Origin of the sequence: Providencia sp. (genome assembly GCF_003533305.1) — a bacterium.
Taxonomy (GTDB): Bacteria; Pseudomonadota; Gammaproteobacteria; order Enterobacterales; family Enterobacteriaceae; genus Providencia.
In genome coordinates this window covers 332,054-348,030 of the sequence record NZ_DOEH01000023.1, presented here as the reverse complement: position 1 = coordinate 348,030, position 15,977 = coordinate 332,054, and the positions used below count along the sequence as shown (strand labels likewise).

Annotated in this window: 13 protein-coding genes; 1 reads left to right on the top strand and 12 read right to left on the bottom strand. The window is 34.1% G+C overall.

Annotation, left to right across the window (positions count from 1 at the left end; all coding sequences use genetic code 11):
• Positions 1 to 3: 3 nt before the first annotated feature.
• The 9 genes from DD649_RS15930 to DD649_RS15890 form a co-directional block, all read right to left on the bottom strand.
• Positions 4 to 1,965, bottom strand: coding sequence for a hypothetical protein (locus DD649_RS15930; RefSeq protein WP_294108735.1), 1,962 nt, complete (start codon positions 1,963 to 1,965; stop codon positions 4 to 6).
• A gap of 38 nt (positions 1,966 to 2,003) precedes the next feature.
• Positions 2,004 to 4,055 (bottom strand): hypothetical protein, encoded by a 2,052-nt coding sequence (locus tag DD649_RS15925; RefSeq protein WP_294108734.1) that lies wholly within the window; start codon positions 4,053 to 4,055, stop codon positions 2,004 to 2,006.
• A gap of 213 nt (positions 4,056 to 4,268) precedes the next feature.
• Positions 4,269 to 5,411, bottom strand: coding sequence for a hypothetical protein (locus DD649_RS15920; RefSeq protein WP_294108733.1), 1,143 nt, complete (start codon positions 5,409 to 5,411; stop codon positions 4,269 to 4,271).
• Between the two features lie 9 nt (positions 5,412 to 5,420).
• Positions 5,421 to 6,404, bottom strand: a complete 984-nt coding sequence (locus DD649_RS15915) for a hypothetical protein (protein ID WP_294108731.1) — start codon at positions 6,402 to 6,404, stop codon at positions 5,421 to 5,423.
• A gap of 8 nt (positions 6,405 to 6,412) precedes the next feature.
• Positions 6,413 to 7,045 (bottom strand): hypothetical protein, encoded by a 633-nt coding sequence (locus tag DD649_RS15910; protein WP_294108727.1) that lies wholly within the window; start codon positions 7,043 to 7,045, stop codon positions 6,413 to 6,415.
• A 7-nt stretch (positions 7,046 to 7,052) separates the two neighbouring features.
• Positions 7,053 to 7,574 carry a hypothetical protein gene (locus DD649_RS15905; protein ID WP_294108725.1) on the bottom strand — a complete coding sequence of 174 codons (522 nt, stop codon included), beginning with the start codon at positions 7,572 to 7,574 and terminating at the stop codon, positions 7,053 to 7,055.
• Between the two features lie 11 nt (positions 7,575 to 7,585).
• The gene (locus DD649_RS15900; protein ID WP_294108723.1) at positions 7,586 to 8,263 is read right to left on the bottom strand and encodes a hypothetical protein; all 678 of its coding nucleotides are present in this window, start codon (positions 8,261 to 8,263) and stop codon (positions 7,586 to 7,588) included.
• Between the two features lie 20 nt (positions 8,264 to 8,283).
• A complete protein-coding gene (locus tag DD649_RS15895) occupies positions 8,284 to 10,569 on the bottom strand; it encodes a TcfC E-set like domain-containing protein (RefSeq protein ID WP_294108721.1) in 2,286 nt (761 codons plus the stop codon).
• 44 nt (positions 10,570 to 10,613) lie between these two features.
• On the bottom strand, positions 10,614 to 11,147 hold the full coding sequence (locus tag DD649_RS15890; protein ID WP_294108718.1) for a hypothetical protein: 534 nt from the start codon (positions 11,145 to 11,147) through the stop codon (positions 10,614 to 10,616).
• Positions 11,148 to 11,788: 641 nt separating this feature from the next.
• On the opposite strand from DD649_RS15890, the gene DD649_RS15885 reads away from it, so the two are divergent.
• Complete coding sequence (locus DD649_RS15885) at positions 11,789 to 12,100, top strand: hypothetical protein (RefSeq protein WP_294108717.1); 312 nt, start codon at positions 11,789 to 11,791, stop codon at positions 12,098 to 12,100.
• A gap of 394 nt (positions 12,101 to 12,494) precedes the next feature.
• On the opposite strand, the gene DD649_RS15880 is transcribed toward DD649_RS15885, so the two are convergent.
• The 3 genes from DD649_RS15880 to DD649_RS15870 form a co-directional block, all read right to left on the bottom strand.
• Complete coding sequence (locus tag DD649_RS15880; RefSeq protein ID WP_336430952.1) at positions 12,495 to 13,583, bottom strand: hypothetical protein; 1,089 nt, start codon at positions 13,581 to 13,583, stop codon at positions 12,495 to 12,497.
• Positions 13,584 to 13,617: 34 nt separating this feature from the next.
• Entirely contained in the window at positions 13,618 to 14,562 is a 945-nt protein-coding gene (locus tag DD649_RS15875) for an ACP S-malonyltransferase (RefSeq protein ID WP_294108713.1), read from the bottom strand.
• 103 nt (positions 14,563 to 14,665) lie between these two features.
• A complete protein-coding gene (locus DD649_RS15870; protein ID WP_294108711.1) occupies positions 14,666 to 15,970 on the bottom strand; it encodes an FtsX-like permease family protein in 1,305 nt (434 codons plus the stop codon).
• Between the last annotated feature and the right edge of the window lie 7 nt (positions 15,971 to 15,977).

The following is a 15,977-nucleotide window of genomic DNA, read 5'->3' as shown; positions in this document are numbered from 1 at the left end:
ATATTAAAATTTAAACTCACTATAACGAAGCATATTATTAATTCCTGGAGGTAAATTACCAACACTGCCTTTATCGCCTATAGAAACTATATTTCCATCTAAATCCATACATAAAAAAGTATTAATTGGTGTATTACGCGTTAAGCGATATGCTGTTCTGTAAAAATGGTCGCTCACTGTATTGAAGGTTCCTGAATTAGCCCAACCAGATACAGAACCTTTATTCGTGATATATGAAAATGCTCCACTAATTCCGGAAACAGTTAAAATATCTTTATTAACAATATCAGGCGGGATCACGCCCGCATATTCCTTGCTTCCCCAAGTATAGATTTTTCCATTGTCACAAAGCACACAGAAAGCACCATCAGTAGAACTTATAGCTATTATATTCCTGAGGGCTGCGATATTTGCAGGGACGATCCCACCATATAAACCATTCCCCCAAGCAGTCACAGTATTATCACTTCGGAGTACAGCGAAGGCTTTGCTCGATGATGCAATCGCTATAGCATTGTTAATAGACTTATGTAATGTACCGCCATAATCACCATTACCCCAAGCTCTGACAACACCAATATCAGTAAGCACCGCAAAAGCACCATCTGTAGCAAAAACATCAACAATATTATTAATATTCTGTATATCCTTCGGCATATTACCTCCGAAGTTATTCTCTCCCCAAGCCACAGCGAATCCTTGTCGATTTACTGCACAAAAGGCCCCTCTTGCAGCAGATACTGACATATAACCGTTCTCAACAGGCAGTCCTATGGGGAGTTTTCCGCCTGCATAAATATTGCCCCAAGCATTCAGATGGCCACCATCAGTGATCGCACAAATCGCACTTCGATTACAAATTGCCGTTAAAACATTATCAACAATAGCGGTAAGATTTCCGCCAACCGCATTATTCCCCCATGAATAAAGCGTATTATTTGTATCGAGGACTGCAACGATATTGGGTGAGGCAATAATAGCCGTTATGTTAGAAAGAGCGGCTACATTGCTAGGGGGGACAGCCCATTCCAGACGGCCTCCCCATGTTACAAGCTTACCCGCTAAAGTAACCGCAAAAGCAATACTATTATTACTATCCCCTACTGCAGCCGTATTCATTGGATAAATAGTGATTGACCCTGATTGATTAGCAAGAGAAACATGAAGTTCTTTCAACGGATGTCGATCAGTAAAACGAGCAGACTCTTGCCAAGTATCTTCGAGGTAATACTGCCACCTCACCTTTATTGGATTTCCTGTCAATGAATTAAAGGCACATAAATGTAAAGCGGAACCATCACTATCACGGTTGCCAATAATAGAAACATTCCTAATATAAGCATTAACAACATAATATAATGCGTCAGGAGATTGAATATCCCCAACCTTATAATATGCAACTAATGTTTTATCGATATACTGAAAAAGTAAATCTTTTGCATTGTTAATAACAATTCGAATAGAATTACCAATATCATTTTGTTCCACACGATATATCGCATCCCATGCTGTAATATTTCCAATATAAGCATGGACAATATCACCTACCTTCATATTGGCCCAAGGTGGCACGATGAAATCGATAGTATTTTCAATCACTGAATAATCGATAATATTACCAAATGATGGTTCAATATAGGGTGGTTCTAACACCAGTGGTATATCAACAAAAGTAGACTCAGTGTAACCACTTACTAAAGGGTCATCCTGATAAGCTGCAGTAATAATAACTGTCTCACCAACAAGATCGGTAAAACTAACACTGGCAGAACCAATAACAGAAGTCACACGGCTGGTTGTATTGGTAAGACTATCTGTAAAAATAGCAGAGCCACTAAGAGTAAAAATTAAGATTTTGTTATCAATTAAAATGCTACCATCATGTAACACAGCAAAAGCAGCATTTTCAGCAATACCATCTGCGGCTGCTCCTGATGTTGCTGTAATAGTTACAGAAAGGGCCATAATAACCTCTAAATAAAAAATTCGTCGTGTAATAAATTCTATTGAAATAGTAAATTTAAAATAAGTAACGTACCTGGACTCTCAGGCAAAGTAATTATGGCTGAGATTGATTCAGAAACAGTATTAACAACCTGAATTTCACATGAAAAGTCATCATTAAGATTAATTGTTGCAGATTGACCACCAATCGCAGTAGAACCCACAATCTTTGCATTGCCATCAACCTGAACAAACACCTTAGTAATATTTACATTACTTATATTATCTTTAGGGGCGGTTCTTAAATATATACAGCATGGCATAACGCCATCACTTAATGCATTGGTTGAATTATTATAAAAATCAATATTTCCGTCGGTAAGAATATAATTACCAAAATGGGTCATCAAACTTCGACTAATAATGGGGTTAGCTGCTTGTACAATAGAAATCCTTGCATCACCTGAATGTGAAGATAATAATCTAAAGCGTCCTTCACCTTCTAGATTAATTGTTACCTGATGAGTATTCGTACCTGATTCAACGAACTGAGTATAAATAGGTGAAGAAAGCTTTAATATTGTACCCGGCTCGTCAATAACTCTTGCGTAATTATAAGGACGGACATGTACGACATTATAATCATAAGGCGCAGCATTATTTGTAATAACATCGCTTATTTTGCTATCAACAACGACATCAGACTGCTCGGAATAGGAAAACCCTCCATCATCAGCATAAATAACGGTGAAGTAAGCATGTAATTTCCCATTCTTAGGAACAAGTAATGCTTTTTCTTTGGGATCTATAAAGTCGTAATACTGATTAGCGACATCACCTGTATTTAAAATAACAACATTCTGATATCCAGAGTTATTAATAAAATGACCATTCTCATCGGTTCCATGGATGTAAATTGATAAGGTATCATTTAAGGCCATCTCAGGATACGACACTCGGACAATAGCACCATCGTCCATTTCTATATCAGAAATATAGATAACACCATTTTCTGCTTGCATGAACACCGGCGCACTCAATGGGTTCATATGCACCAAATCAACTTTAACGTTGCTAAAATAGGAGTATCTGGTTCTATTCGCACGGAAAACTTTATAGTAAGCAGTAAAATAGCCAAAATTTAATTTTTCAGCAATTTCTTTCAAAAAGGTAAGAAGTAAATAACCGTCATCAACATCAAATAAAGTTACAGTGTGAATGATATTGGCACTCGTCCCATTAATCGGGATATTATCCATGGTATAACCACGAATATACAAAGTAACAATATCACCTATAGCCATATCATCATAACTGCATCTTGTTCTAATACCCTTACTCAACTGTGTCGATGTTAACCATCCGTGAATATTATCAATAAACACAGGAGCCGGAAGAGAAACACTGATATCTAATTCGAGTATGGCAGTGGCAATTTTAGACGTTTCAACATGCTGACTAGCATCAATTGACTGATAGCGTGCTTTAGCCTTCCCGCGTTTAACTAAGAGTATATTGATTTCAGGAACCAAAGTGACAAAACCATCAGTGATATCTTGGCCGACAATAAGATGTTTAATCGTATAAGACGACCCGGGAGCAACTAAATTAGTTTCATCATCAATAATCCAAAATGAAAGAACCACTTCATCGCCAATAGACATATTCGGATATATTGGAACGTGAATATGTGTTCCAAAGTTAGAAATAACATCATTATTGTTAATAATATTATTAATATCAGCATCAATAAAAATAGGTGCTGGCAATGTTCCGCTATCCCGTCTATCTACAATGGCAAACGTAAATGGTGATTCACTGGTATTTCCTGCAAAATCAGTGACAGAATAATCTATTTTATAAACACCGTCTGGGATGATATTTGCATCAAAGACCATTTGCACAGGAAATTCGTGTCTCGGATCAGTTATAACTTTTAGTTTTGAACTAATTTTATCAAAATTAACTCTAATTTCATCAGCAACATCAGCCCGTTGATACTCTGCTATTTCTACATATATTTTATTATCAACTGAAAGATCATCCTCATTAATTATCCCATTATTCATTTGTGGAAGATAAGGAGGAAACAAGCCATAATATTTAAACATAGAATCACCAACCAATGTAAAAAAAAAACCGCATTCAAATACCTGAATCTAACCAGTCAAGTAGGTTCTGAATATAATATAATATAATAGTCATGCTTTATAAATCAGCAATGAATCAGGCTTAAAATACTTTTTAATTAATTTAAAATCTCAAAACATTTAACCTTAAATATTTCAGTCTCAGTATTATATTTAAATGCGGCATATTAATTATTAGTTATTAATTAATTTATTTCTAACTGCAGGCGGTAAGAGATCAACTAAGACTCGATATACAGCTGAAAGTTTTGGATATTCAATTCTTTTTATTTTCAAAAGGTAGTCAATATGCAAAGAACCTTGCTGTAATGCATAGAAAATATCATCTTGAGAACCCGGAGGGCCTACATATAAATGTTTTGGATCATCATATATTGCCTGAATTTGTTCAAGACTCAATTTGACCTCATTAGGGGCTGTAAGCTCTACTTCATCACCGGCAGTATTGAAAGGTAAGAATCGAAGCACTAAAGGCGTTTCTACTGTTGCATCAATATCATCAAAAACGACACTCTTACACAATTCAGAAAAATCATAGCTAATACCATCATACCAATGGGCCTGATTAATATAACCATTATACAAGTCTGGAATAGAGATAGACTTCAATTCTCTGACTGTCGACCCACGGCTAATCTTGAATGGTAGGTCAAAAGAAGTTGCAATATTCCCGGGCTCACCAGACAAAGTATAATAAAGGTGATGCTCACCATCTACAAAGCTTTTCTTATCAAAAACAGCCCTCAAATCAATAGCTGTCTGTTTTACAGGATCTGGCAGAAACCGTTCATGCATATTACCATCTAAGTATAATCTAAGAGTCAAGGTTGCTTCCGGTGGCTGTGGAGTACCATAAACAATTACGAATGTAGTATCTTCTTTCTCATAACGGTCATACTCTAAATCCCCCGAAACTGGGTCTGTTTTAATATTAAGGAAATAAGTTTCTGGACGAGTACCATAAAATACTTTTACTGTGGATGTTATGACATTTTCAACATTACCGTCATCTGCAACCACTGATACATTAATAAAGCCTTCACTTGCCCAAGCTAACCCAGGGTCTAAATCCATTGATACCTTAAGTGTATACCTACCCTCTTGATCAGTTTTAACCACCACTGGTACTGCAGGATCATCACTATTCGGCACATCAGGAAACTTTATAATTCTATGCCGTGTTAAAGTAACATCAAGACCAATAACTGGTTCACCTGACTCATTCTCTACAGTAATCACTAAATCTTTTATTTTATTTTCTGGCTTTCTTGCATCAAGAATAATAGCCTTTGTGCTAAGCATTAAATTATTTGGCATAAAAACTCCTTATGGTTTTACAATAATATTAAAGTTAAGAACATCTTTATAATTACCTGCTTGTGGACTGCTTCCTGCGTCAATATCAAAAATTGGCAAAAAGCAAACTTGGGTGGCATTTTTATCAAAAGAATAACTTCGGCCTGCAATTGCAGGAAATCTTAATACATTACTTCCATTGTTGAGTCGTAGTTGATACTGTATCTCTTTAGAAACATCATTTTGATTACGTAAATTAAATGTATTATTTTTTTCACTATCACTATTAACCATTAAAATAAATTTATTATCTGCAGTTTCCATACCGTTATAATTTATACAAAATGGGTTATTCCCAGTGCCACTTAAATTGATGACTGACTTCCCCGGTTTAATGGTTTTTAAGTCCCAGCGCTGCGGTAAATCAAAATTAAAAGTAATTTGTTGTTCTGGAGGAGGTGGATCTTCAGGTTCTACAAGCCAGCAGCTGTCCGTTGTTTTATCAAAAGTAAGATATGCGACCCCAGTATTATTGACATAAAAGTCACCTCTAGAATCTTGATCCGCAAGCCCAACCGACATAGCTGGCCAGTCTTTAAAATACTTATTACTGATATTATCAATAACAATTTCGGCTGCAAAATAATCGGTATTTTTCCATACCTTACTGAGACTCGCTCGATAATATTGTACTTCTCGGATAGTATGAACTGTTGTTGCCTTAACGCCATCGAGGATCACACTACTAGGTTGAAGGTTCCTTCCGATAGGCTTACCACTGAAATTATAAAATACCACTGCAATAGCACGTGAAGTTAAGGAGTAATCCCCTCGGTATGCCATATAATCTATGCTAAGTGTTGCCTTGCTAGTATTATTCCCATTATCTTCTAATCTACAGCTATAGTAGTTCCCCACCCTTTTAGGATACACAGAAGCTGCCCAGGCCGAAGTGGATTCAAAAAGTGTAATGACAATGAGATACAAGCAAACACAAAGAATATTAATTTTCATCTAAATACCTATAACCTACAAGTTTGATTTTCCACAACAACGTCTTTATGAGGAAAATATTTCTTTTGACCGGGATAAATATTGATAGCCTCACCTTTTAAATCACCACTTATATACCTTGCAGTTATATGAGTATTACCTTTGTTTATGGCCACATCCTGTGTATTTCCGCAATTAAACTCAAACTCTTTTCTGATAACCTTAGGGTAATTTCGAATAATAGAACTGAAACCAATATTAATAATAACAGCGGAATCATTGCCATTAGAAACCGGAAGTAGGCTAGGCATTATATCAATACGATAAACCTCCTCAAATAAAACTTCCTTTACCCTTTTTACGGTAAGATATTTTTTTTGCTTAGGTGATAACGCAATCCTAAAGGGTGAATAATATATTTTCGGATCGTCATCTTCTTTTATATCAATATAATCCTCAAAAGAATAATCAATTCCTGGGTTAGTTATCTTCTTAAGTTTTATATTAATAAATTCTGTTTTCTCACCATTATTAATTATTGCAATACGATCACTATCACCAGTTAATTCCAATACTTTAGGCACGACATCTATTGCAGACCATACTTTAAATGAATATAAAAAAATAAATACTGCAACTAAACGATAAGATCGTAATTTCATATATAAACTAATCCGAAGCTGAAGGTTCAAAAATAAGTGCAATCTCACCAACATAAGCACCTGAGATATCTTGATTACTACCGATTGGAGCATTCGCCGATATACTAAGTGTATACTCGCCTTCACTATCAGCACCAACCGGTACATCCGGATTAGTAAAACTCTGACTTTCCATTGGCTTTAATTTTTTAGTCTCACCCTGAATACTCGAAAAAATAACTTCAGCTGGTGCAAAAGATAAACCTTTTGAATCATTTCTTAAAACAACAATATTTTGCAGAGTAACCATAAAATTTGGGTTGGTTGATAATACATGAACCCGTGCGTCAACTTGATACGGAGAATTTATCTCTTGCTGCTTTAACTCAAGCTCGTTATACCAACCTCCATTTCCATCCGTGACTTCAAAATTGTCTTCCTCTACAACTTCACCTATTATTTCAATACTTTTATTTCCGTGAATAGTAACTTCCGCTTGAGAAATAAAACTAATAAATATCAACAATAATGCTAATTTATTAAAACTCATTTTCACCACCATTATTTACAAGAGGCAGAAAATTCTTTACCTTTAAATTTAGCCACAAAACTCTTATAAGAAAAATGTACGGGTGTAGACGGATAAACACTAAGACGAGATATTGCCTTCTGCTTACTATCATCTGTAGTCACATTCATTAAATCTGCTCGAGTGTTGCCATTATTAATTAACAACATTCCATCCGATTTACATTCATATGTTAGTTCTTGATGTACTTCACCATCGGGTAATACCCGTACTAAAACGCCATAACCTACAGAAATTACAGTGGGTGCGGAAATTTTTTTATTAGCCTCCTTGCCTCCAATAACATTAAAAGATGAGACTGGAAGTACATATAATCGATATACAGTCTCTTTTACTGGAGCGTTTAGACCAACTAACTTAACTTCACGACTTTGCCCTGGACCAAGTGATATCTTAGTAGGTGAAGCGATAATATTTGGTTCTAACATTTCCTGAATCGACGTTTTAATCTCAGGAGTCAGGCCTGGATTCTCAACATGAAATAGCGATACATCTACATATATTGGCGCATCACCTGTATTTCTAATCGTTATAATACGTGATTGTTTTGATGCAACAGTTGTACTTGCTGGTGTAACTAATAATTGTCCGACCGCCCAAGCATTGCCAAATTGAACGAATAAAATACATAACAGAAATAACCTCAGCATATCGTGCCCTTATAGCCTATTTACAGTGGAATACAAACATAACCATTATCTTTTTTTAACGTCAAATCACATTTATAATTAACGTCACCATGAATTAAAGATATATCTTTAATTAATTTTTCTGAGTTGAAAGAAAATAATCCATTTCGGTAAACGGGTTCCCCATTGCTAAGCGTTCCGGATATAGGCTCACCCAGTTTATTACGCATAAATCCGCTATATATTTGATTGATATTAACTAAAGCCTTAGAGTAATAAACCTGCCCAGGATGACTCTTAAGTACATTAACAGGAACCTCAATTTGCATATCAATATCTTCTGCATTATTATTTGAAACCGATGCATAACCGATTGGCTTATAACTATTAATTGGAACTGAATATATTAGCCCACTCTTCACAGGGTTGCCAAATACATTAAACCCATAATAGCTACCGCCATCATTAGCAGGGGTATCTACTAATAATACTGAACCACTATTATTATAACGGCCAGGATAAACACCATATTTACTGACAGATAATCCACCACGATAATAAATACTACTCTGAGTGTTATTACGATCAAAACCAACTGAAGTATTTAACTCACCTAAAGACCCAGATCGCCCTGCACTTAAAGTAATACTATCGTTGTCTTTATTATGCCCATAATCAATATTCGCAGTCGTAGAGCCGAACTGATCAATCCACTCTTTTTGATAACTCGCTGAATAAGCAATATCACCACTCGAGTTATAAATATTTAAGCGCGTCTGACTATCTTTATAGGATAGAGTTAGATTCAGGTAAACTCCATCCCCAAAATTTGTTTGTCTCTTAACACCTAATGATGTATTTGCATAAAATGTCTCGCCGGTAAACAAACGGCTAATTTGGAGTTGCTGATAATCACTGCTATAGAAACGACCATATGAATATGAAACTAAATTGGCACCAAAGTTACGAGAATAGCTAATAGAGCTGCTATTGGCCGTATAATATGCATCAGATACATCATCTTGCTGATAATAAGATGCCGTAATGCTACCAAGTTCGCTATTACCGACAGCCAAACTAGCATATCCACCGATTCCTTTTTCACCCGCTCGGAACCCTATTGTAGGCTGAAACACTTGCTCATCAAATAATAATGGTTTGTTAATATTAATATCAGTCGTCCATTTGCCATTATCAGCGGCTAATGCCAGTAGGTTACCATAATAACCTTGCATATCGTGACCGACACCAACTTCCAAAATATTACTATCATCGTATAATTGTTTCCCCGCTGTAATATGCCAATTATCACCCTGATTGCCATAATTAACATTATTGATCATCTGGCTTTCACGACCTATTTCTCGACCGTTTTTATCAAAGTAAATTATCTCTACAGGATAATAACCACTAGGAAGCATGCGGTAATCAATTTCATTTTTACCAACACTAGAGGAACGATTGAGCAATACTCGTCCATCTCGCTCAATATCAACGCTACCTTCGCTCATGGCAAAAAAGGTTAATACATCTGCGCCATTCTGCTTAGTTTCACGGCTGAAATTATCCTGACTTCCTACAGTCAAAAAACTATTATAACTTGGCGAAATAACAGAATTTATAGCCCCTGCATAATAATCAAGTGAATTTTGTTTTCCCGCTCTTACATAGTATTTATCAAAATTTTTCTGAAGGTAATAAGTTGATATCGCAGAGTTACTAGATTGAGTATTTTGATAGGTACGATTATTATAATACCAATTAAAATAGCCATACATTTGTGATGGAAGACCAATATAACCATTCCCTGATATATTAGCACTCCGATAACCATCATTATTACCCTTAATATCTATAGTCTGATTATGCACTAAGCTAAAATCAGTTTGAGGTGTAATATATTTTGAATTTTTATCAAAAATAGATATGGTTTGATTTAATTTATCAATAGATACATCGTTATTATCTACTTGAATCTCACAACCTCGTTCACATTTTTCAAAATTAATACGTTTCAGTATTTCGTTTACATTTTTAACATCCTTAGAATTAAAAGCATTTTCCTTATAGCGTCTACTATCAATAGATAATATTTTAGTACTTAAATTGTAAGTAGCATAACCTGGTAAAGCATTACCATTATAGGTTACTAAAAAACCTGACGCTTTTCCCACGTTGATATTTTCAAAACCCGGAGGAGTTTTAAATACTAAAGATGTGCTATCCGCTTTTACGCCATGGCTATATAAACCGACATAAATAGCTAGTAGGCACATCTTAAATTTATAACGCCATATTTCTGACTCTGTAATAATAACATTAAACATAATTTGATTTGTGCCTACTAATTCACTAGATAATAACCTTATTTCTATGCAGATGGTTCAAATAACATGACGAGATCACCACTATATGCGCCATTAGTCTCGCCTGCTGCGCCTGTACTTGTTGGTGCGGTAGCGCCAATATTCAGTTTATAAATATCATCAAAACCACCATCACCGACTAAATTCTGTGTGATAGAAACTGGTGGTTTACCATAATCTAAGATATTTGCAGGTCCGCCAAAACTAACCTTAGTATCTTTTAAGCGATAGGCACCATCATTACGTTGAATAATAAGAGGCTGAATCATTGAAACATTAAATTTCTCACCTTTAGTCCAAACCCGCACATCTAATGTTTTAGCAAAAGCACTTTGCTTATGATCAACGGACTCTAATTCTTCCGTGGTATACCACGTTTTCCCATCAGGCTTTGTTACATAGATACCATCACTGATTTGGGCGGTTAGCGTAATTTTCCTTTCTACACCATCAGCAGCATTAGCAATAACTGCCCCACCGAGAATAGAGCCCAATGCAATAATACTAACGACGTTACTCGACATTTTTTTAAAGTTCATACATATATTCCCATTATTATTTCAAGAAATTAAATCCATTAAATGCCACCTATAACTACATCATAAGTCATGCATATTGGATAATAGCGCTATAAAAATAAAGCACATTGCTGCAAAGAAAGAATACAAATTAAAAGAGAGGATAAGTAGATAATATCATTCACTTTGGCTTTGAAACTTTCAATGTAAATTATTGCAGTGCTTTACTTGATCACTTAATTAGTGATTGATTCGAATAATACATTAATAATTCACCGATAAAAACCCAAAGTTAAATAAAATGGTCATTTCAAAGTATAAAATTATTTATCTTAATCACACAAGCATCATGCGATAATAAGGATCGCAAGCTTGTAAATAGCGATACAATATTCTGTTCTCATTTATTAGCTAAAACACTATTGAATTATCCCGAGAATGCCTTAATAATATATATATATGAACAGCAACTACCTTAAGTCATAATCTTTAGATTTAGCTTTAGATACTATTTAGTTATGCTCTATATTATGGGTATCTATTTGCCTTCTCTATATAGATGGTCATATCTAAAGGAAAGATTAGTTCAATATTTAAATAATAACCTTATGACCCAATTTTCATTATCAGGTGATATAAATACTTTGTTGAAAGGAACCATTATGAGCGATGAAACCGCCACTACGAAAAAGCGCCGAAAAATTAATAACTTTGAATTAGCTCTCATACTCAATGCAGTTAAAATATTGAATCAACAGCATCGATTAAAAATGGAAAATATTAAACAGTTTTCTCAGCAAGATGAAAGTCATTGGCCTACAACTAGAGAGATTTCCGAGTATTGTCAATTTAGCATTTACAAAACCAGACATTTACTTATAAAACTAAGTGAAGAGGGATATATTCGCTCATCAGGAAAAGTTATTAGCAATTCCTTACATTGGTCATTTATTGGTGACGATGTCTGTGACTAATAATATCTTCCCTATATTTGACGTTCATGTTCTATAGAGCTCCCTTTGAAAAAATTAAGCTCAAGTTCATGCACTGATTATCGTTAGATATTTTCATTAGAATATTTAACGCCTATAAATAATATAGAAACTTAAGTCTGGCAATTTGTCTAAGTATTCTATTATCTGTGATTAGCCAGTTGTCCACTCCCATTCATTGAGACATATTAAATTAGAGTTTTCTAAGTATTTTTGATATGCCTCTGGTGGACGGTTATTTATCGGCCAAAAGTTTTGATCATAGAATCCCCGTATTTAGTTTCTTTTCATTCTTCTTATCTCAAGTTCAAAGAGTAATAATATCATCTATCCAAGATAGCCAAATGCAGCGTACATGATATTAAGAATGTTCACTTTACACATATGTATCATCGTAAGCACTCGTCCCTTTTGCAACCTGATTAACTGCATTGATTCGTAAACACATATCAGATGCAAGGTTGAAATCATGCCGCCAATGGATAACCCTTTCGACTCTATAAATAATAATGGCTGGGATAAGACAAGTACACAATATATAAGCAAAACAGACTGGTACATTCAACAGTTCAAAAACCAAACAAAATATAGTGACTAATATAAAGATAATACACATCCAAACTAGCAACCTAAGATAAAAATTTGTTGTATGAAGAGAATAGCCCCCCGAACCACGAGTAAAGCTATAATTGAAATCAATTTCAGATAATAATATCTTTCCCACAAGGAAATTTATTTGGGAACCTCTAGATAAAAATAGCATAATACCCAGTACACAATATATTAATATGATTAATGCTACAATAAAACTTGGGCTTGCATATCCTTGCCCTAAATCAAATGCTTTTTTATGCTTAATAGGCAGAACAATCGCTAAAGTTACAATGACACTGAAAAAAATTTCTTTTATTATAATGTCATCAAGTTTAATCACCTTCCTATTAGTGTTTGGTTCATCGCGAGTATAGTTTTTTACTTTCTCGCTAGCGATAGAGAGATGATGTAAATATGTAAACCGTAAAATACACCAAATAAGCAGTGGTGATACGACAGCGCCTAGGCAGAAGACCATCAATCGAACATTATCCTTTCCATATGGCCACATAGTGAAAGTAATTCCAAAAATAATCACACATATTAAAAAAGAAGATTGTAATGGAGAGGATAAAAAAGACATTATTCTGCAAAGCCACATATTCTCTTTTATTGTTAATAACTGTCGCTTAATTTTATTCATTTTGAATTTACCCGAAGAAACACAATAGACCCAATACGAACTATAATATTCTGATATATTCCAAATAATTGATATCGAAATGGCTGCTATACCAAAATATAATTCTAAAAAAGATAAACCTTCAATATTATTAATAAAACACAGCACCAATATCAATGAGGTAATTATGATTGGTTTAAGAATGGTGAAATGGTGCTTTTTTATATAATAATTGCAGGTTGGTAACATATTGACTCCCTAAGAACACTATTATTATAATCTATTAAATAAATTCGCTGGCATGTCTTTTATTAAAATTATTTTTAGGAAAAATATCATCAATTAAAGGCAGTAGTGTTTTTTTACTACCAATCTCTAGGAAGTTTTCATGTCCAACTTTCGCCCATTCTTTTATTGTATCTTGCCATTTAACTGTATCAGTTAACTGATTAATTAATTGATTCTTGATATCAGTTTCGTTAGAAATATTTAGAGCAGATACATTCATTATAATAGGATTTTTTGGCCTAGTGAAATTAAGTTTCTCTAAATATTGTCTTAACGGCCCCTTTCCATCACGCATTAGCTCTGAATGCCACGCACCATTCACTGATAATTTAATAACTTCAACATGATTTAAGAGCAAATAATTGACGAGTATTTTAACTTCTTCGAACCTACCGCCAATAACTTGTTGATTGTTACTATTATCACAACATATATTAACAAATGGGTTTAACCCTAAATACTCAATAATATTCCAAAGTTTATTATGGCTATATTTCTTAACAACATACATCACTCCTTTTTTCTCCTTTGCGAGTGATTGCATGATAATAGAGCGTTTATCTATTGCTTTAAATAATGTTTCCATATCCATTGCCCCAGCAGCATATAAGGCTGAATATTCACCTGCACTATGTCCTGAATACCCTCGCTCATTAATTGAAAATATCTCTCTTAATAAAGTGAGTGTTGCGACATTAATTGTTGTAACTGCGAGTTGTTGATAACGTGTTTGAATAAGCTTGCTCATAGGACCTTTAATACAAAGTTTTCTTATATCGATGCCAGAGATATCACTAGCACAGTCCCAAACACGCGATGTATTTATTGAAACATCACAAACGGTAGTCCCCATTCCCAAACTTGGAGTCCCTTGACCAGAAAATAGTAAAACCCATCCATTCTTTATGCTCTGAAAAATATTCTCTTTTAAATTTAACAATTAATGCCCCTCTTATTTATCACTTAAATTTTATTGGTAATTGTATAATCCGTGCCGACTTTCTATTTGAATGCTATTTTATATCCTTTATATAATTTCAGCCCTACCTTAAATTAACTCTGACACATAACATTTTATATACTGGATAAATTAACGCTGCAACCGTTGAGATAATAGGAAATGTAAATAAAATCAAAATAAGATCCAACCATTTATCCCACACAATATATGCTTGATAGCTATCACCACCCGTTTTTTCCGATGGAATACTTAAACCATTTATATTTATTAAATAAGAAATAGAAAAACTTATAATAAAGCTTAAAAAAGAAATAATTAAAGCCAAGAAAATACCTTCAAAAATAACCATACGAGCGAGGTAGAACTGATTCGCACCTATGCTTGCCAATACATTAATATCGTCATGACGCGATTCGGTATTGATCATCAGAATAAGGCCGATCAGAGAAAATGAAATTATTAATGTTAATACCTTTATAAATAAAAATATCACTGAAAAAAATTTAATTGTTTCACTCACATGGTCTGATAATTCATACCAAGGCAATACTTCTAATTCAAAATGATGTTGTTCTATTAGATTATTAATAATAGCTAACGTCTGTTCTGTTTTTTTTGCATCGTTAAGAAATAGACTCACCGTGCTTGCTGAACTGGTCTTTAAAATTTTACGTGCAGTTTCTATAGGAATTTTCAATATTCCAAAATCTGAACTTTTGGCACCGGCTTGAAAAATCCCCCTGACTCGGGTATTGGTTTTAGTTTCCCGTCCTAAACTATCAATAATGCGTAATTCGGCCTTAGAACTATAGCTTAAACCCACTGAACTCGCTAATTTTGAATCTAATGTTATCTCTTGGTGATTAACTTTCGATAAATCACTACCAGAGATAGTAAGGTCATAAGCCCCAAACTTTATAGACTCAAACGGCTCTATAGCAATAGCTCTAAAATAAGTTGAAGTATTTTTTTCTTCATTGTGTATAGACCCAGAAAATACTAGCTGCTCCGCAATATTTGATATTAAGCCATTCAAATCATCGTTTTCATTTAATAGCGTTATTATTTCTAATGGCTTTTCTATAAGATACTTCATACTTTCATTCCGGGAACTATCGAGATATCCTTTTTGGTATATTTGGATATGACCAATGTTTGTTCTAGCTGTATGCTCCTCTAACTGAATAATCAAATGATTTAAAAAACCACCGCATAAAAATGAAAAAACATAGAAAAAAATGATAATTATTAATACAAATACATTAATCCTAAAGTTATTTTTGAAAATCAAAAATAAATATTTAGTATCAGTATATTTAACTAAAAATGTATATAGAACAACGATGAGTGCAAGGCTAAGAATAATCACATTTAATAAAATACCCATTAATCAC